Source organism: Nocardia sp. NPDC005978 (genome assembly GCF_040614455.1).
Taxonomy (GTDB): domain Bacteria; phylum Actinomycetota; class Actinomycetes; order Mycobacteriales; family Mycobacteriaceae; genus Nocardia.
In genome coordinates this window covers 38,956-56,889 of sequence record NZ_JBEXUS010000022.1, presented here as the reverse complement: position 1 = coordinate 56,889, position 17,934 = coordinate 38,956, and the positions used below count along the sequence as shown (strand labels likewise).

The following is a 17,934-nucleotide window of genomic DNA, read 5'->3' as shown; positions in this document are numbered from 1 at the left end:
CGGTCAGTCATAGCTAGCGCCGTACCGTCCGGTTTGTCCGAAGTGTGCGACGCGTAGTGACATTGGGAGAAATTGAGCCCGGCACTCCCGGTGCCCAGCTACTCTCGGACCGGCGTCACTTGATTGCGGAAACCGAATCCCCGGGAGTTGGCGAAATGACGGTCTCGTCCGAATTGTCTAGCGCGGCATGGGCTGCGAGTTTGCCCGACTCGTTGCGCGGCAACCTCGTATCGCTCGAGGAGGCGTACTTCCGCCACGTCGACGCGGGCGACGCCGACTGCGCGGTGCCCGCGACCTCCACCCAGATCTTCCGCTGCCACGTGGATCTCGCGGTCAAGCGCGTGCCCGGCACCGCCAATGTGCGTGTGTACCACCACGATGACGACACCGATCTCGGCGCCGCCGTGCAGCTGGTCACCGATGACATGCCGCTGCTGGTGGAATCGGTCACCTCCTTCCTGAGCCGCATGGGCGTGAGCCTGAGCGAGGTCGTACACCCCATCTTCGAGGTCACCCGCAACGGTGACGGCCTGCTGGAAACCGCCGTGCCGCACGAGGTCGACGGCAACGGCGCCACCGGCCTGCGCGAATCCTGGATGCATCTGCAGCTGCACCCCTCCGTCAGTCGCGAACTGCTGGAGAAGGTCGAGACCACGCTGCCCGACGTGCTCACCGACGTCCGCCAGGTCATCGAGGACACCAGCGCCATGCGCAAGGCGCAGGAACAGGTTGCCGGCGAACTCGTCGCGGCGGTGGCCGCGGGCACATCCCCCTACCCCGCAAGCGATCTCACCGATTGCGCGAACCTGCTGCACTGGCTGGCCGACGGGCACTTCACCGTGCTCGGCTACGCCCGCTACGAGCGCACCTCGATCGACGGTCACCCCAAGTCGACCATCGTGCCCGGCACCAGTCTCGGCGTGCTGCGGCCCAACGTGGGCACCGACTTCCGGGTACCGGACAACAGCGGCGATCAGCCGCTGCTGATGCTCACCCAGGGCCTGGTGCCCGCCACCGTGCACCGCGCGGTCTACCCGTACTTCGTCGGCGTGGCCGCCATCGACACCGACGGCACGGTGCTGGGCGTCCACCTGTTCATCGGCGTCTTCACCGTCACCGCGCTGCATGAGAACGTCCTGGACATCCCGGTCATCGAGGGCCGGGTGCACTCGATCATCGAGTCCAGCGGATTCGACCTGGACTCGTTCTCCGGTCAGGAGATGCTCGAGGTCATCCAGTCGTTCCCGCGCACCGAGCTGTTCTCCTCCGACGGCGACACCCTGCGCCGGACCGCCAGCCAGGTCCTGAATGTCGGTATGCGGCGGCAGGTTCGGCTCTTCATGCGCATGGACACCTACGGCCGCTTCGTGGCCTGCATGGTGTACCTGCCGCGCGATCGCTACACCACCCGGGTCCGGCTCGAGATGCAGGACATCCTGGTCCGCGAACTCGCCGCCGACTCGATCGACTATTCGGCCAGAGTCTCCGAAAGTGACCTGGCGAGTGTGTATTTCACGGTCCGCCTGCCGGATCAGGGCGGTGCGGCCGACACCTCCGAGCCGAACCGGCTGCGCATCCAGCACCTGCTCGCCGAGGCCAGCCGCACCTGGGACGACCACCTGCGCGACGCGGTCGCCAACTCCACCACGGTGGATCCGGCGGTGGTGCAGCGCTACGCCGACGCCTTCCCCGAGAGCTACAAGGAGGACTTCAAGTCCTCCCGGGCCCTGGCCGATATCGTTCGGCTGCAAGGACTTCGGGAAGGCGGGATCGAGCAGCATCTGTACCGGCGCGCCGATTCCGATCCGGGTTCCTGGCGCTTCACCCTCTACATCGGCGGCACCGGCATCTCGCTGAGTCAGGTGCTGCCCGTGCTGCAGAGCCTGGGCGTGGAGGTGATCGACGAACGCCCGCACCAGATCGAGCTGGGCCGCGGCTCCGAACAGTGGATCTACGATTTCGGCCTGCTCGCCCGCCCGGAGCTGCTGCGCAGCGCGCTGGACAGCAACCTGGACGCCGAACTGGTGGAATCCTCCGCCCGCATGGCCGCCCTCGACGATCACGTGCGCGGCTTACGCGAGCGCTTCACCGAGGCGTTCGAGGCGCTCTGGTACGGCTACGCCGAAGCCGACGGACTCAACGAGCTCGTGCTGCGCGGCGGCCTGGACTGGCGCGCGGTGTCGATCCTGCGCGCCTACGCCAAATACCTGCAGCAGGCCGGATTCCCGTACAGCCAGGCCAATATCACCCGCGTGCTGCTGGCCTACCCGGACGCCGCCCGCATGTTCGTCGACCTGTTCGCCGCGCTGTTCGATCCCGACTCCGCCGACGACGAACACGCCCGCGATCTGGAAGGCGCGGTGCGCCATCGCATCGACGAGGTGGTGAGCCTGGACGCGGACCGCATCCTGCGCGCCATCCTCGGCCTGATGAAGGCGACGCTGCGCACCAACTACTACGTCACCGACGCCGAAGGCCAGTCGCGGCACTACCTCTCGTTCAAGGTGGAGCCGCGCGAGATCGCCGAACTCCCCAAGCCGCGACCGCAATTCGAGATCTTCGTGTACTCGCCCCGGGTGGAGGGCGTGCACCTGCGCTTCGGCCCGGTCGCGCGCGGCGGCCTGCGCTGGTCGGACCGCCTGGAGGATTTCCGCACCGAGATCCTGGGCCTGGTCAAGGCCCAGGCGGTGAAGAACGCCGTCATCGTCCCGGTCGGCGCCAAGGGCGGGTTCGTGGTCAAGCAGCCGCCGGCCGCCACCGCCGATCCGGTCGCCGACCGGCAGGCGCTGCAGAACGAGGGCGTGGCCTGCTACCGCACCTTCATCTCCGGCCTGCTCGACGTCACCGACAACGTGGATCGCGGCACCGGCGAAGTCATTCCGCCGCACCGGGTTCGCCGCCGCGACGGGGACGACACCTACCTGGTCGTCGCCGCCGACAAGGGCACCGCCACGTTCTCCGACATCGCCAACGCCGTGGCCGAGCACTACGGCTTCTGGCTGGGCGACGCCTTCGCCTCCGGCGGATCGGTGGGCTACGACCACAAGGCCATGGGCATCACCGCGCGCGGCGCGTGGGAAAGCGTCAAGCGGCACTTCGCCGAGATGGACATCGACACCCAGACGCAGGATTTCACCGTCGTCGGCATCGGCGACATGAGCGGTGACGTGTTCGGCAACGGCATGCTGCTGTCCCGGCACATCCGCCTGGTCGCGGCATTCGACCACCGGCACATCTTCCTCGACCCCGATCCCGACGCGGCGACCTCCTACGCCGAGCGCGAGCGCATGTTCGCGCTGCCGCGCTCGTCCTGGGCCGACTACGACCGCTCGCTCATCAGCGAGGGCGGCGGCGTCTGGGACCGCACGGTGAAATCGGTTCCGGTCAGCGCGCAGGCCCGCGCGGCCCTGGGCCTGGCCGACGACGTGACGGCGCTGTCCCCGCCCGAACTCATGCGCGCGATCCTGCAGTCCCCGGCGCAGCTGCTCTGGAACGGCGGCATCGGCACCTACATCAAGTCGGCCGCCGAAACCAACGCCGAGGTCGGCGACAAATCCAACGATGCCATCCGCGTCAGCGGAAAGGACCTGCGCGTCAAGGTGATCGGCGAGGGCGGCAATCTCGGCGCGACCGCGCTCGGCCGCATCGAGTTCTGCCTGCACGGCGGCAAGATGAACACCGACGCGCTGGACAACTCCGCCGGCGTGGACTGCTCGGACCACGAGGTCAATATCAAGGTGCTGCTGGACGGCGTGGTGTCGGGCGGGCAGCTGCCCGAGTCCGAGCGCAATCCGCTGCTGGCCTCGATGACCGACGAGGTCGCCGCACTGGTGTTGCAGGACAACGTGTCCCAGAACTTCCTGATGGGCCTGTCGCGGGCCGAGGCGCCGCGCATGCTGAACGTGCACAAGCGCGTCATCGAGGAGTTGGAGGAGCGGCGCGGGGTCGACCGTGAGCTCGAGGCGCTGCCCAACGACGCCGAGATCAAGCACCGCACCGAACTCGGCATCGGCCTGACTTCGCCCGAGCTGTCGAATCTCATGGCGCACGTCAAGCTTTCGCTCAAGTCCGACCTGCTCGCCGGTGATCTGCCGGACAGCCCGTACTTCTCGGCCCGGCTGCCGCACTACTTCCCGACCGCGCTGCGCACCCGCTTCGGCGCGGCCATCAAGAAGCATCGGCTGCGCCGCGAGATCACCACCACCATGCTGGTGAACGAGGTGGTGGATCTGGGCGGCATCACCTATGCCCATCGCCTCAACGAGGAGATCGGCGCGACCGCGTCGGATTCGGTGCGCGCCTTCACCGCGGCGACCCAGATCTTCGGCCTGCACTCGATCTGGGAGCGCATTCGCGCGGCCGAGGTGTCCACCGCGGTTCAGGACATCCTCGAGCTCGAGACCAAGCGCACCCTGGATCGGGCCTCGCGCTGGCTGCTCAACAACCGGCCGCAGCCCATCGCGGTCGGCGCGGAGATCCACCGGTACACGCGCGAGGTCGCCGAACTCGCACCGCAGGTGCAGGGCTGGCTGCGCGGGCATCACATCGACAACCTGCACGGGCAGTCGCAGACCCTCATCGATCAGGGCGCGCCCGCGGATCTGGCGACCGAGGTGTTCGCGCTGCTGAATCTGTTCCCCCTGCTCGATGTGATCGATATCGCCGACATCACCGATCGCGACGGTGCGGAGGTGGGCGCGCTGTACTACGCGCTCAACGATCACCTCAAGATCGATTGGCTGTTGCAGGCGGTCAGCCACCTCGAGCGCGGTGATCGCTGGCACGCGCTGGCCCGGCTCGCGCTGCGCGACGACATGTACGGCTCCCTGCGCTCGCTGACCCTCGATGTGCTCTCCGGCGGTGACCCGGAGGAGACAGCCGAGGAGAAAATTGCATACTGGGAGTCGAAAAATCAGTCCCGGCTGGGTCGCGCCCGCGCTGCCCTCTCGGAATTGTTCGAATCAGGAACCCACGACCTCGCCACGCTGTCGGTCGCGGCGCGGCAGGTGCGCAGCATGGTGAGCGGGGTGGGAGCCCAATCGGAGGTACCGCGTTGACGAGTGTCGATTCGCTGAACGGCCACGAGCAGGCTGTGCGCAGCGGCGCACCGCGCCGTTTCCACACCAAGGTCGAGGTGCGCTGGTCGGATATGGATGCCTTCCAGCACATCAACCATGCCCGTATGGTGACCCTGCTGGAGGAAGCCCGGATTCCGTGGCTGTTCACCGATGACCGCCCCACCGTTCGGCTGCGGACCGGGTGCGTGCTCGTCGATCTGCGCGTGCAGTACAAGGGGCAGCTTCGGCACGAGGATTCCCCGCTCGATGTGTCCCTGTGGATCGAGCGGCTGCGGGCGGTGGACTTCCGCGTCGGCTACGAGGTGCGCGCCGCGGGCGCCGATCCGGATTCCCCGCCCGCGGTGATCGCTTCCACCCAGCTGGCCGCGTTCGACATCGACACCCAGCGACTACGCCGGATCACCCCCGAAGAGCGCGATTACCTGGCGCTGTGGCTGGCCGACTGAGCCGACCTCGCGACAGTGACTTCGGGAGAACTCACCCTCCACGTTCCCGACCCCGCCGAACGCGAGAATCTCGCGGCCTTCCTGACCCATGCGCTGCGCCTGGATCCGGCGGCGGTGGTCCGGCTGCGCCGGCGCGGTGATCGGTACGTATCGGCGTGGGCCGGAACAGGTTTCGAGGCGCTGGCGGTCCGCACCGTGGTCGCGACGCTGGGCATGGACGATGTGACCGTCGCCGGTGACGTCGTGCGCTCCGGCCTGCACGGCCCGGATTCGGCCGCACCCTTCGCGCTGGGCTACGCGATGGATTCGGCCTGGCGCACCGCGCTGCCGCCCGAGTCCGGTTTCGTGCACGTGGACGACGTGCCCGCGCGCATGCTCGTCGAACTCGCCGAGCGCGGTGCGGAATTGGCCCAGGAGCACGGCAGCGGTCACGGCCCGCCCGCCTCGCTGCTGGACCAGACGGTGCTGACGGTCTCCGGCGCCGGCCAGGAGGTCGGTGTGCCCATGCGGGTCGTATTCGCGCTCACCGCAATGGATTTCATTCCGCACGGCGGTGAGAAGGTTGATTCGCGGCGCATTTCGGTGGACGAGATCGTCCGGGTCCGGGCCGCGCCGACCTGGCTGCGCCTGGATGCCCGCTACGGCTCGGTGGCGCGCCGCCGCGGTGCGGGCCTGTCCCTGTTCACCAATTGAGCGCGGCGCCCGCCCGGGAAACGCAGGAATTTCCTTGGCGGGCACCGTTTTTCCGTAATTCGGGTGTTCGCCCGGCCGGGAAGCCTCATAACCGGCAGCAAATCGCAACACAGGTGCGCTTTGCGCGCGGCCGTGTTGAAATCTAGCCATGACAAACCCCAAGCCCCCGACCTGGGCTGTTCTGGTTGTCCTGGCCGTGGCGGCCGCCGTGGCCCTGTCCGCGCTCTTCGTGGTGGTCATCGCGGTGACCTCCGATACCCTGCCGCTGCTGGTCCCCGGTGTTGCCGCGCTCGTGCTGGCCGGCTGGGTCGGCAATCGCGGCCTCCAGCTGCGCGCCCGCAGCACCGCCGACTGACGCCTGGCGCGAAAACCTGTGTGCGGCTGCCGATTCACGGCAGCCGCGGTTCAGTGCACCCCGAGAAAGCGCAGCCCCGCCGTGACGAACGCGGCGGCCAGAATCACCACCAGCAGCGGTGCGCGCCGCCATGCCAGGGCGGTGGCAACGACCACGCCCGCGGGTAGCGCCAGGCCGATCTCGGTGTCGCGCGCGGGCATGAGGGTGGTGACCACCAGGGCGGTCAGCAGGACGACCGAGGCGATCTCGAGGAGCTTCACGATCCGGGGCGAGACCTTGACGCGGCTGCGCAGCGCCGGACCGGCGAAGCGAAAAGCGAAGGTGCCCAGCGCGAGTGCGAACGCGCCCAGCAGCAGGGCCTTGGTCACGGCCGCCTCCGGTGGCGGGCGGTGGCTGCGGACGAGTGCCTCATGCCGGTTCGGCCGTCTGCTCGGCGTCGTCCGGCGCGGCCCGGCGCGCAACCAGCAGCACCGCGGTCAGGGCCAGCAGCACGGGGAGTCCCGCACCGACGAACGGCGTGGTGATCGCGGCGACCGCCGCGCCCGCGAGCGCGGCGGTGCGGGTGAGCGGGTCGCGCAGCGCGGGCAGCACCAGGGTGATGAGCACGGCGGGGAAGACCGCGTCCAGGCCGAAGGCGTTGGGGTCGGGCACCACCGAGCCCAGCGCCGCGCCGATGGCCGCGCCGAGTGGCCAGGCCGCCACCACCGCCAGCCCGCAGGCCCAGTAGGCGGCGTGCCGGCGCGGCCGGTCGGGCTGGGCCAGCGCCATGGCGACCGATTCGTCGTTCATGACGTGGGTGCCGATCAGGCGTCGCCAGCCGGTGCCGACCACGTCCGGCACGGACAGTCCGTACGGCACGTGCCTGGCGTTGACCAGCAGGCCCGCCAGCACCGCGGCGACGAGTCCGCCGCCGGCGGTGATGATGCCGATGAACACGAACTCCGAGCCGCCGGCGACCACCGCCACGCTGAGCAGGATGGGCAGCCAGGCGGGCAGCCCGGCGGTGACGGCGTTCGCCCCGTAGGAGACGCCGATCATGGCCACGGCAAGGCAGATCGCCGCGATACCGGTGAGCACACCCCGATCCAGTGTTCGCCATATCGAACGCATGACGTCTATATTGAACGCATCGGGCGCGGTTAGTCAAAGCCGAATCGGTCACGGCGGGTACTGTGTGTATCCGTCATGACGCAGTCCGAAAGTCCTTCGCCCCGGCCGGCCCAGCCGCCGCAGCAGACGATCGCGGCCGCGCTGCGCCGCGAGCGCACCCGCGCCGGGCTCTCGCTGACCGAGGTCGCGCGCCGTGCCGGGATAGCGAAATCCACACTGTCGCAACTGGAATCGGGCGCGGGAAATCCGAGCATCGAAACCCTGTGGGCGCTGTGCGTCGCGCTGGACATCCAGTTCTCCCGACTGCTGGATCCGCCGAGCCCGCAGGTTCAGGTGATCCGGGCGGGCGAGGGCGCGATCCTGGCCTCGTCCCAGGCAGAGTATCGGACCACGCTGCTGGCGGCGTCACCGCCGAACGCGCGCCGCGACATGTACCGGGTCACCGCCGAACCCGGGCACCCCCGCGAGTCGGACCCGCATTCACACGGCGTGGTCGAGCACATGGTGCTGGGCGCGGGCCGGGCCATGGTCGGACCAGCCGAGGCCCCCGTGGAACTGGGTCCCGGGGATTACATCTGCTACCCGGGCGACCGCCCGCACGTCTTCGAGGCGCTGGAACCCGGTACCTGGGCGCTGCTGATCAGCGAATACAGCTGATCAGGCCGCGCCCTCGCCGAGATACTGCAACCACGTCGGATCCAATTCCGAACTCGCCGACAGCAATCGCCAGTGCGGTCCCTTGGGGGAGACCAGCTGATGATGCAGCGTCCAGCCGAGCTCGCTGAGTAGCTTGTCCGCCTTGCGGTGGTTGCACGGCGCGCACGAGGCGACGCAGTTCTCCCAGGTGTGCGGCCCGCCGCGACTGCGCGGGATGACGTGGTCGATGGTCTCGGCCTTCGCGCCACAGTAGGCGCAGCGATATCGATCGCGATGCATGAGCGCCGCGCGGGTCATCGGCACCCGGGCGCGATAGGGGACGTGCACGTAGTTGCGTAGTCGAATGACCGAGGGGAGCGCGACCGAGGTGCCGGCGGAATGCACGACCGGGCCTTCGGGATTGTCGTGCACGGTCTGGGCCTTGTCGCAGATCAGCAGGACGATCGCGCGGCGCGCGGACAGTGCGGTGAGCGGCTCGTAGGTGGCGTTGAGCAGCAGGACGCGGCTCTTGGACCAGACCGAGACGGCCGGTGTTTCGGGCGGGCGATGCGCGGAATGCGCGCCGGGATACGAATGGTCGGACAAGATGTGCAGCGGAGTAGCCCCCGAGCCACGATTGTGGACGTCGGCGGGCTGGAGTTGTCGATGAGTGCGCCCCTCGTGCCGGGCGCCGTGCCGCTGCTTCATTGGGCATACCCCGAGTTCGTATTCGTCCGATGGTGTGGTATCTCGGCAGACTGCCACCCAGTTGACCATGGAATCCCGCAGATTGCACGGTGATTTCGCACATTGTCGGGCACAAACGGATGAACGGCCCGTGACAATCCGGAATGGGCCCTTCACCGGCGCGGAAGCGGCCCGTCCGGGCGGTTTGCGCGGGCGGTGCGCGGGGTGCGAGCGGCCCGCGGGCGGCCGCCCCGGCGCGGGGCCGAAGTGGACACTGCACAATGGATGCCGTGACTGGCGAGCAGACAGCGACATCGTTCTATGAGGCCGTGGGCGGCGCGGAGACCTTCGATCGGCTGGTCTCGGTCTTCTACCGGGAAGTCGCCCAGGACGAACTGCTGCGCCCGTTGTATCCGGAGGAGGATCTCGGTCCCGCCGAGCGCCGCCTGCGCATGTTCCTCGAGCAGTACTGGGGTGGCCCGCGCACCTACGGCGAGGAGCGCGGACATCCGCGCCTGCGCATGCGCCACCATCCGTTCAAGGTCGGTCCGCTCGAGCGCGACGCGTGGCTGCGCGCCATGCACATCGCGGTCGCCGAGATCGAACCCGAACTGCTGGACGCACCGCATCGTAAGCAGCTGCTCGACTACTTCGAGATGGCCGCCAATTCGCTCATGAACTCGCCTATCTGAATTCATTTCGCAGAAGTACCACGCTCCCACAGTGTTTCCTGTAGGGCGCGTTGTCCGCTCATCATTTGCTGAATCTGGACAAGTGTCGCCGACGCGCCTCCAACGGCGCTGGGCTTTGGCACCATTGCGGCTGTGAACGAGAACTCCGCCGCCCTGCCCGCCGACCTATCCGCGCCGGCGGCGCCGTGGTGGAGATCGGCGGTGTTCTATCAGGTGTATCCGCGCTCGTTCGCCGATTCGAATGGCGACGGCGTAGGTGACCTGGGCGGGTTACGCGAGAAGCTGGGATATCTCGAACTGCTCGGGGTCGACGCGCTCTGGATCTGCCCGGTCATGCTCTCGCCCATGGCCGATGGCGGATACGACGTCGCCGACCCGCGCGATATCGACCCGCTCTTCGGCGGGCTCGCCGCGATGGACGCGGTGCTCGCCGAGGCGCACGACCGCGGTCTGCGGGTCACCATGGATCTGGTCCCCAATCACACCAGCGATCAGCATCTCTGGTTCCAGCAGGCCCTGCACGCGCCGCCCGGCAGCCCGGAGCGCGCCCGCTACATCTTCCGGGACGGCCGCGGTCCGAAAGGCTCGGAGCCGCCCAATAATTGGCCGAGTATCTTCGGCGGCCCGGCCTGGACCCGCGTGATCGAGTCCGACGGCCTGCCCGGGCAGTGGTACCTGCACATCTTCGCGCCCGAGCAGCCCGATCTGAATTGGGAAAACCCGGAGGTGGCAGCCGATTTCGAGGACACCATCAGATTCTGGCTGGCCCGCGGGGTCGACGGATTCCGGATCGATGTCGCGCACGGTATGGCCAAACCCGCCGGCCTGCCCGATATGGCGCACCCGGAAGGGCAGTTCGACGGCGACACCCTGGTGGTGCACGACGACGGCGATCCGCGTTTCAACGATCCCGGCGTGCACGCCATTCACCGGCGATTACGCACGATCATGGACCAGTATCCGGACACGGTCGCCATCGGCGAAGTCTGGGTCGACGACAATGTGCGCTTCGGTGAGTACGTCCGACCCGACGAGCTACATCTGGCATTCAACTTCCGTCTCGCCGAAACACCATTTCACCCGGACCGAATTCGCGCGGCCATCGACAATTCGCTGTGCGCCGTGGAGGCGGTTGGCGCGAGTCCGACCTGGACCCTGTCCAATCACGATATCGAGCGCGAGGTCACCCGCTACGGCGGTGGTGCGGCCGGTCAGGCCCGCGCTCGCGCGATGATCCTGCTCGAACTCGCATTGCCCGGCGCGGTATTCGTTTACAACGGAGCCGAATTGGGCCTGCCCAATGTCGATGATCTGCCCGAGTCGGCGCTGCAGGATCCCACCTGGGAGCGTTCCGGGCACACCCTGCGCGGGCGGGACGGCTGCCGGGTGCCGCTGCCGTGGGAGGGGCAGCGCCCGCCCTTCGGATTCTCCACCGCCGATCCCTGGCTGCCGATGCCCGGCCTATGGTCCGCGCTCACCGTGGAGAAACAGCTCGAACGGCTGGATTCGATGTTGTCGCTCTATCGGATGGCCATCGAATTGCGCGGCGCGCGGCCGGAATTCGGCGGGTCCGGACTGGAGTGGTATGCGAGCCCGCCGGGCTGCCTGGCATTCCGGCGGGACGGCGGCCTGCTGTGTGTGCTCAATGCCACTGAATCGCCGATTCTGCTGCCCGCGGGCGAGGTGCTGCTGACCAGCGCCCCGATAAGATCTAGAAAACTTCCGGCAAACTCTACCGCCTGGCTTGTGTGAGCGGAATTCCGGCGACACGTGCGTGTGCATGCTCACCGGTCGGTGATGTCGATCCGAGCATCCATTACCGTTGGGCTGTGAGCATTCTCCAGACAGTGCTGATCTACGTCGGCATCCCGCTTGCGATCTATCTGGTGATCGCCGGATTGTCGTTCCTCGGTAAGCCGCTGCCCGGTAAGAAGCCGGACCCCTTCGTGCTCGGCGCGAAGTGGACCCAGCCGCCGGTGCTGTGGAGCGCGACCGATGAAGTGACCGGTTCCGGTCATCACGACAATGCTGAGTCGTCGCATGGCAACCATGCGGCTATCGAATCCGCGCATGCGGACCTGATCGGAGGCCGGGCAAGTGGCAAGTTCTAATTGGCCCGCGGTGAACGAGGCCGACCTACCGCACGGCTCGGCGCTGACCGCCAGCGGCCGGGTGTCCGCCGTGCACGAGGCCGGCGACGTGTTCAGCGAGGTTCCCTTCACCGATCACGATCGGCTGCTGATCGACAACGCGCTCACCGATGCCACCCGGTCCACCAAGGTGCGCTTCAACATCTACATCGGCGACCTCGGCGCGGATTCCGCCGCGGGCGCCGACGCGATCTTCCCGGGCACGCCCGAAGCCGCCCGTTCGGTGCTGATCGCCGTGGATCCGAACACCAACTCCGTCGAGATCCGCTCCGGCGCCGACGTCGCCGACCGCGCGAACGACCGGGTCTGCCAGCTGGGCGCCACCGCCGCACTGAGCCCCTTCCGCCAGGGCGAGCTGATCGACGGCCTCGTGGCCGCGGTCCGCAACATGGCCGCCCACATCGGGCGGTAGTAAGAGACCGCATCCCCCGCATCTTCAGCGCACGGCCTCGAAGCCGTGCGCTGAGTCGTATAGGGCCACTTATCTGCTGTGAGCAGAACGGGGACTGGGGTGAGGGTGGGGGATTTAGGCTCGGGGGATGTCCGAGTTGCCGCGTCTTCATTCCATTCCCGGTGGGCGTCAGGATGCCGACCGTGCGCCGCAGTCCGCGCGTGGAGCGGGGAGGGGCGGGGTGCGGTCGTTGCGGCCGGCCCCGGGGGCCGAGCGGCAGGGGGCCGCGGAGCGGGAACCGCTGTGGCGGGAAGTGCTGGGGGAGAGGTTGCGCGCGTTGCGGCTCGATCAGGGGGAGAAGCTCACCGAGACGGCGGGGCGGGCGGGGATCTCGCCGCAGTATCTGTCCGAGGTGGAGCGGGGGCGGAAAGAGCCCTCCAGTGAGATGATCGCGGCGCTGGCGGGGGCGCTGGGGACCACGCTGGGGCACCTCACGTCGGAGGTCGCGGCGGATCTGTTGCGGCGGCAGCGGACTCGGCTGCCGATCTCCGGGCCGGTGCTGATGGCGGCCTGACCCGGAGATCGGTGGCAGTCGGTTCCGGGCCTCAGTTCCGCGGGCCGAGCACCTGGTCGACCAGGCCGTAGTCCATGGCCGCCTGTGCGGTGAAGACGCGGTCGCGGTCGGTGTCGCGGCGCAGGGTCTCGGGGGTTTGACCGGTGTGCGCGGACAGGATCTCCTCGATCTCGGCGCGGATCCGCACCACCTCCTCGGCCTGCAGGATCAGGTCGGGGATCGTGCCGCGGCCCTGGGTCGCGGGCTGGTGCAGCACGATTCGGGCGTGCGGGAGCATCATGCGGCGGCCGGGCGCCCCGCCGGCCAGCAGCACCGCGCCGACCGCGATGGCCTGGCCCACGCAGGTGGTCACCACCGGCGAGGAGATGTGCTGCATGGTGTCGTAGACCGCGAGCATGGCCGACAGGTCGCCGCCCTCGCAGTTGATGTAGAGGTTGATCTCGTGCCCTGGGCTCTCGGCGTCCAGGTGCAGCAGCTGGGCGATGAGCGCGTTCGCGACCCCGGAATCGATGGGGGTGCCGAGGTAGACGATGCGCTCGACCAGCAGGTGCGAGTAGACGTCCATGATGCGCTCGCCGCGCGGATGCTGGGCGATGACATTGGGAATGGTGTAGCTGCTCATGCGATTCCCACCTTGTGCCGCTGCGGAACGACCTGCCAGAACGAGTCGACGATGGCGTCGATGAAGCCGTACTCCTTGGCCTGCGGCGCGGTGAACCACCGATCGTGCAGGGAGTCCTCGTAGATCTGCTCGTACGGCTGCCCGGTGTCCGCCGAGATCAGCCCGAGCACGGTTTGCACGGTGTGACGCAGGTCGTCGGCCTGCACCTGCACCTCGACCGCGCTGCCGCCGATGCCCGCCGAGCCCTGATGCATGAGGACGCGGGCGTGCGGCAGGGCGAAGCGTTTGCCCGGGGTGCCCGAGGACAGCAGGAATTGCCCGGCGCTGCACGCCAATCCGAGCGCGAGCGTGGAGACCTCGCAGGGCACCAGTCGCATGACGTCGCGAATGGCGAGCATGGCGGGCACCGAACCGCCCGGTGAGTGGATCCACAGGGAGATGCCGGTGTCCGGATCCTCCGCGGCCAGGGTGAGCAGCTGCGTCATGAGCAGCGCCCCGTTGTCGTCGTCGAGCGGGCCGTCCAGCACCAGGATTCGCCGCCCGAAGAGTTGTTCGCGTGTGCGCCAGTTGAAGCTCGGCGTCTTCTCCTCGTGTGCCATGACCCCACCGTGCCCGCCCCGCACCGGGTTTCGCGCCCCACGCTGCCCACAGCAGATCCGCCCACGGCAGCGTGCGGCTCGTGCCCAGCTCACGGGCCCCGCGCGTGGTCTCGGTGCACTGCCGCGGCCGGGAGACATCGACTCGCTCGTGCCCGGGGTGGATCCCGAGCACACCGGAACGACCGCAGCCCCTTTCGCGACTGCGAAAGGGGCTGCGGGGGGCGATGTTCCACCGCCGATGTGTTCCTACTGCCGGTCGAACGCGCGGGCGCGCAGCGAGCGTTCGATTCCCGCCTTGCCCTCCACGACCAGGCGGCGCAGCGAGGACGGGTGATCGCCGGACAGGAACTTGTCCGCGATGGCGACCGCCTCCTCGCTGATCGCCCAGTGCGGGTAGAGCCCGACCACCACGGTCTGGGCCACCTCGCTGGAGCGGCGCTCCCACACCGCGGGGATCTCGGCGAAATACCGCTCCACGTACGGGGTCAGCAGGTGCCCCTGACCCACCGGCGCGAAGCCGGTGACGATCGCGCGGGCGGTGATGTTCGGCACCGAGTCGTCGTCCATGACCGTGGCCCACGCCTGCGCCTTGACCGGGATCTGCGGCCGGGCGGTGGCGGCCGCGGCGGCCTGGCGGCGGCCCGCGGCGGTGGGGTCGCGCTCCAGTTCGGCGTCGATGACCGGGGATTGGGTGCCGTCGGCATCGAGGTCGCCGGCCGCGGCCAGGGCCTGGATGAGCCGCCAGCGCAGATCGGTGTCCACCGTGAGGCCGGGCAGTCCGGCGGTCTCGGGATCGGACTCCAGCACCTGGCGCAGCGCCTCGATGTGCCGCACCGACAGGTGCGCGCCGGTCAGGGCGTTGACGAACGCCAGCTGTTCGTCCGAGCCGGGCGCGGCGGCCCGGGCCAGTTGCAGCAACCGATCGGCGAACTCCGGCCAGCCCGTGTCGACGGCCCAATTCGGATCGGCGTAGGACGACAGCGCGGTGTGCGCCTGCATCAGCAGCCGCTGCACCACACCGATTTCGGTCTCGGCGCCGACGCCGCTCTGCACCAGCGCCACGAAATCGCGGGCCTTCATCTCGGCCTGGCGGGTCATCTCCCAGGCCGCCGACCAGCACAGCGTGCGGGGCAGCGGTTCGGCGATATCGGCGATGCGGTCGACGACGGTCTCGAGCGAGGCCGGATCCAGGCGGACCGAGCAGTAGGTGAGATCGTCGTCGTTGACCAGCACCAGCTTGCCCCGGGCAACCCCGATCAGATCGGCGACGCCGGTGCGCTCGGCCGGATCGATGTCGAGCTCGACACGCTTGGTGCGCACCAGCTTTCCGTCGACATCGTCGTAGACGCCGATGGCCAGGCGATGCGTGCGGCGCTCGCCCGCGCCCGGCTGCGCACCGTCCTGCACGACGGTGAACGAGTCGTAGTTGCCGTCCGCGTCCACGGTGAACTCGGGGCGCAGGATGTTCAGGCCCGTGGTCTTGAGCCACTGCGCGCCCCAGTCGGACAGGTCGCGGCCCGACGCCTTCTCCAGCGCACCCACCAGGTCGTCGAAAGTGGCGTTGCCGTAAGCGTGTTCGGTGAAGTAGTCGCGCAGACCCGCCAGGAACGGCTCCTGCCCGACGTACGCCACCAGCTGCTTGAGCACCGAAGCGCCCTTGGCATAGGTGATTCCGTCGAAATTCACCTCGACCGCGTGCAGGTCCGGGATGTCGGCGGCGATGGGGTGGGTCGAGGGCAGCTGATCCTGCCGGTACGCCCAGGACTTCTCCACATTCGCGAAAGTGGTCCAGGCATTGGTGTATTCGGTCGCGCTGACCTGGCACAGCACCGAGGCGAAGGTCGCGAACGATTCGTTCAACCACAGGTCGTCCCACCACTTCATGGTGACGAGATCGCCGAACCACATGTGCGCCATTTCGTGCAGCACGGTCTCGCAGCGGCGCTCGTAGGAGGCGCGGGTCACCTTGGAGCGGAACACATAGTCTTCGAGGAACGTGACCGCGCCCGCGTTCTCCATGGCGCCCGCGTTGAACTCCGGCACGAACAGCTGGTCGTACTTGCCGAACGCGTACGGCACGCCGAAATTCTCGTGATAGAAGCCGAAACCCTGTTTGGTTTCGGTGAAAAGCCGTTCGTGGTCCATGAATTCGGCCAGCGAGGCGCGGCAGTAGATGCCCAGCGGGATCTCGCCGTGCCCGTCGCTGAAGCTGTCGGTCCACTTGGCGTACGGCCCGGCGATGAGCGCGACCAGGTAGGTGCTCATGCGCGGGGTGGTCGCGAAGGTGTGCTCGACGACCGCGCCGATGGTGCGGGTGCCGGCGGCCGCGCCGTTGGAGATGACCTCCCAGTCCGCCGGGGCGGTGGCGATCACGTCGTAGGTGGCTTTGAGATCCGGCTGGTCGAAGCAGGCGAACATCCGCTTGGCATCGGCGGTTTCGAACTGCGAGTACAGGTAGACCCGGTTGTCGGTCGGGTCGACGAACCGGTGCAGGCCCTCGCCGGTGTGGGAGTACTCGCAGTCGGCCTCGATGACGAGTTCGTTGCGCTCGGCCAGGCCGGTCAGGGTGAGACCGGCCGACTCGTCGTAGCCGGAGACGTCGAGCGCGACGCCGTTGAGTACCGCCGAGCGAATGCCCGCGCCCACGAAATCGATGAAGGTCTGCGCGCCCGGGGTGGCGGTGAACGTCACCGTCGAGCGCGAGAAGAACAGATCGCTGGTCGCGGCCTCGGCGCTGGTCGGCTGCCCGGTCAGATCCAGTTCGACGCGGTAGTTCTCCACCTGGACCGTCGCGGCGCGTTCGATCGCCTGTTCGCGGGTGAGGTTCGGTGCGGACAAGGGGGCTCCTTCGCTCTCGGAAGCTGTGCGGTGCGATCGGCCGCGCGGGGCCGGTGCGCATCGCGGCCTTGCCAACAATGCCATGCGCGCCGATCCGGTGGCGGCCACACGCTCGGGTTTTCGCCCTCGGTAGGGTGTGTGGCGGCAGCACGTCTACGAGGAGGACCGTTGAAGCACATCCACGCCGGTAAGGTGCGCGATCTGTACGAGGACGGCGATTCGCTGATCCTGGTCGCCTCCGATCGGGTGTCGGTGTACGACGTGGTGCTGCCCACCCCGATCCCGGGCAAGGGCGCGATGCTCACCCAGCTGTCGAACTGGTGGTTCGACTTCTTCGCCGACGTGCCCAACCACATTCTCTCCACCACCGACGTGCCCGCGGAGTTCGCCGGGCGCGGGGTGCGGGTTAAGCCGCTGAAGATGCTGAAGGTCGAATGCGTCGCGCGCGGTTACCTGACCGGCGGCGGCCTGGCCGAGTACAACCGGACCGGCACGGTCTCGGGCATCGCGCTGCCGCCCGGCCTGCGCGACGGCGACAAGCTGCCCGAGCCGATCTTCACCCCGTCGACCAAGGCGGACGTCGGGCACGACGAACCCATCTCCTTCGCCGACGTGGTGAACCAGGAGGGCCGGGAGCTCGCCGAGCGGCTGCGCGACCTCACCCTCGACATCTACTCGCGCGGCGCGGACCACGCCGCCGCGCGGGGGGTGATCATCGCCGACACGAAGATCGAACTCGGTTGGGACGGTGACGTTCTCACCCTCGGCGACGAGGTCCTCACCTCGGACTCCTCGCGGTTCTGGCCCGCCGACGACTACGAGCCCGGCCGCCCCCAGGCGTCCTTCGACAAGCAGTTCGTGCGCGACTGGTCGACCTCCACCGGATGGAACAAGGAATACCCCGGCCCGGAGATTCCGGCCGACGTCGTCGAGGTCACCCGCCGGAAGTACGCCCAGGCCTACGAACTGATCACCGGCAACGCCTGGGAGCCCGCGAACTGATCCGGGCGCGCGCCCGCCCGGGTTGAGCCCGGTCCCCGCCCTCGCATCGACGATCAGACGC

The 17,934-nt window shown here is 68.5% G+C and carries 17 protein-coding genes; 11 read left to right on the top strand and 6 right to left on the bottom strand.

What is annotated here, in order from left to right; all coding sequences use genetic code 11:
• Nucleotides 1-155: 155 nt before the first annotated feature.
• The 4 genes from ABZ319_RS12940 (at nt 156) to ABZ319_RS12925 (ending at nt 6,572) form a co-directional block, all read left to right on the top strand.
• Complete coding sequence (locus ABZ319_RS12940; RefSeq protein WP_354986561.1) at nt 156-5,057, top strand: NAD-glutamate dehydrogenase; 4,902 nt, start codon at nt 156-158, stop codon at nt 5,055-5,057.
• 35 nt (nt 5,058-5,092) lie between these two features.
• Entirely contained in the window at nt 5,093-5,524 is a 432-nt protein-coding gene (locus ABZ319_RS12935; protein ID WP_354986601.1) for a thioesterase family protein, read from the top strand.
• Nucleotides 5,525-5,539: 15 nt separating this feature from the next.
• Nucleotides 5,540-6,217, top strand: coding sequence for a hypothetical protein (locus tag ABZ319_RS12930; RefSeq protein ID WP_354986560.1), 678 nt, complete (start codon nt 5,540-5,542; stop codon nt 6,215-6,217).
• A gap of 148 nt (nt 6,218-6,365) precedes the next feature.
• Complete coding sequence (locus tag ABZ319_RS12925) at nt 6,366-6,572, top strand: hypothetical protein (RefSeq protein WP_354986559.1); 207 nt, start codon at nt 6,366-6,368, stop codon at nt 6,570-6,572.
• A gap of 50 nt (nt 6,573-6,622) precedes the next feature.
• Here the strand turns inward: ABZ319_RS12925 and ABZ319_RS12920 are convergent, their stop codons facing one another.
• Nucleotides 6,623-6,940, bottom strand: a complete 318-nt coding sequence (locus tag ABZ319_RS12920; RefSeq protein ID WP_354986558.1) for an AzlD domain-containing protein — start codon at nt 6,938-6,940, stop codon at nt 6,623-6,625.
• Between the two features lie 40 nt (nt 6,941-6,980).
• On the bottom strand, nt 6,981-7,682 hold the full coding sequence (locus ABZ319_RS12915; protein ID WP_354986557.1) for an AzlC family ABC transporter permease: 702 nt from the start codon (nt 7,680-7,682) through the stop codon (nt 6,981-6,983).
• 75 nt (nt 7,683-7,757) lie between these two features.
• On the opposite strand from ABZ319_RS12915, the gene ABZ319_RS12910 reads away from it, so the two are divergent.
• Nucleotides 7,758-8,339 (top strand): XRE family transcriptional regulator, encoded by a 582-nt coding sequence (locus tag ABZ319_RS12910; protein WP_354986556.1) that lies wholly within the window; start codon nt 7,758-7,760, stop codon nt 8,337-8,339.
• Here ABZ319_RS12910 and ABZ319_RS12905 read toward each other — a convergent pair whose 3' ends face one another.
• Nucleotides 8,340-9,026 carry an HNH endonuclease gene (locus ABZ319_RS12905; protein WP_354986555.1) on the bottom strand — a complete coding sequence of 229 codons (687 nt, stop codon included), beginning with the start codon at nt 9,024-9,026 and terminating at the stop codon, nt 8,340-8,342.
• 260 nt (nt 9,027-9,286) lie between these two features.
• On the opposite strand from ABZ319_RS12905, the gene ABZ319_RS12900 reads away from it, so the two are divergent.
• The 5 genes from ABZ319_RS12900 to ABZ319_RS12880 all read left to right on the top strand — a co-directional run bounded on the left by ABZ319_RS12900 (nt 9,287) and on the right by ABZ319_RS12880 (nt 12,812).
• Nucleotides 9,287-9,697 (top strand): globin, encoded by a 411-nt coding sequence (locus ABZ319_RS12900; RefSeq protein WP_354986554.1) that lies wholly within the window; start codon nt 9,287-9,289, stop codon nt 9,695-9,697.
• A 132-nt stretch (nt 9,698-9,829) separates the two neighbouring features.
• The gene (locus ABZ319_RS12895; protein WP_354986553.1) at nt 9,830-11,449 is read left to right on the top strand and encodes a glycoside hydrolase family 13 protein; all 1,620 of its coding nucleotides are present in this window, start codon (nt 9,830-9,832) and stop codon (nt 11,447-11,449) included.
• Nucleotides 11,450-11,526: 77 nt separating this feature from the next.
• Nucleotides 11,527-11,808 carry a hypothetical protein gene (locus ABZ319_RS12890; protein WP_354986552.1) on the top strand — a complete coding sequence of 94 codons (282 nt, stop codon included), beginning with the start codon at nt 11,527-11,529 and terminating at the stop codon, nt 11,806-11,808.
• Entirely contained in the window at nt 11,795-12,259 is a 465-nt protein-coding gene (locus tag ABZ319_RS12885; protein ID WP_354986551.1) for a DUF5130 family protein, read from the top strand. The genes ABZ319_RS12890 and ABZ319_RS12885 overlap by 14 nt, the downstream gene beginning before the upstream one ends.
• Nucleotides 12,260-12,479: 220 nt before the next feature.
• Entirely contained in the window at nt 12,480-12,812 is a 333-nt protein-coding gene (locus ABZ319_RS12880; protein WP_354986550.1) for a helix-turn-helix transcriptional regulator, read from the top strand.
• 31 nt (nt 12,813-12,843) lie between these two features.
• On the opposite strand, the gene ABZ319_RS12875 is transcribed toward ABZ319_RS12880, so the two are convergent.
• The 3 genes from ABZ319_RS12875 to pepN form a co-directional block, all read right to left on the bottom strand.
• The gene (locus tag ABZ319_RS12875) at nt 12,844-13,434 is read right to left on the bottom strand and encodes an ATP-dependent Clp protease proteolytic subunit (RefSeq protein ID WP_354986549.1); all 591 of its coding nucleotides are present in this window, start codon (nt 13,432-13,434) and stop codon (nt 12,844-12,846) included.
• Entirely contained in the window at nt 13,431-14,033 is a 603-nt protein-coding gene (locus ABZ319_RS12870; RefSeq protein WP_354986548.1) for an ATP-dependent Clp protease proteolytic subunit, read from the bottom strand. Before ABZ319_RS12870 ends, ABZ319_RS12875 begins: the two co-directional genes overlap by 4 nt.
• Before the next feature lie 246 nt (nt 14,034-14,279).
• Nucleotides 14,280-16,871, bottom strand: a complete 2,592-nt coding sequence (pepN, locus tag ABZ319_RS12865) for an aminopeptidase N (protein ID WP_354986547.1) — start codon at nt 16,869-16,871, stop codon at nt 14,280-14,282.
• A gap of 168 nt (nt 16,872-17,039) precedes the next feature.
• On the opposite strand from pepN, the gene ABZ319_RS12860 reads away from it, so the two are divergent.
• Nucleotides 17,040-17,873, top strand: a complete 834-nt coding sequence (locus ABZ319_RS12860) for a phosphoribosylaminoimidazolesuccinocarboxamide synthase (RefSeq protein WP_354986546.1) — start codon at nt 17,040-17,042, stop codon at nt 17,871-17,873.
• The last annotated feature ends 61 nt before the right edge of the window (nt 17,874-17,934 follow it).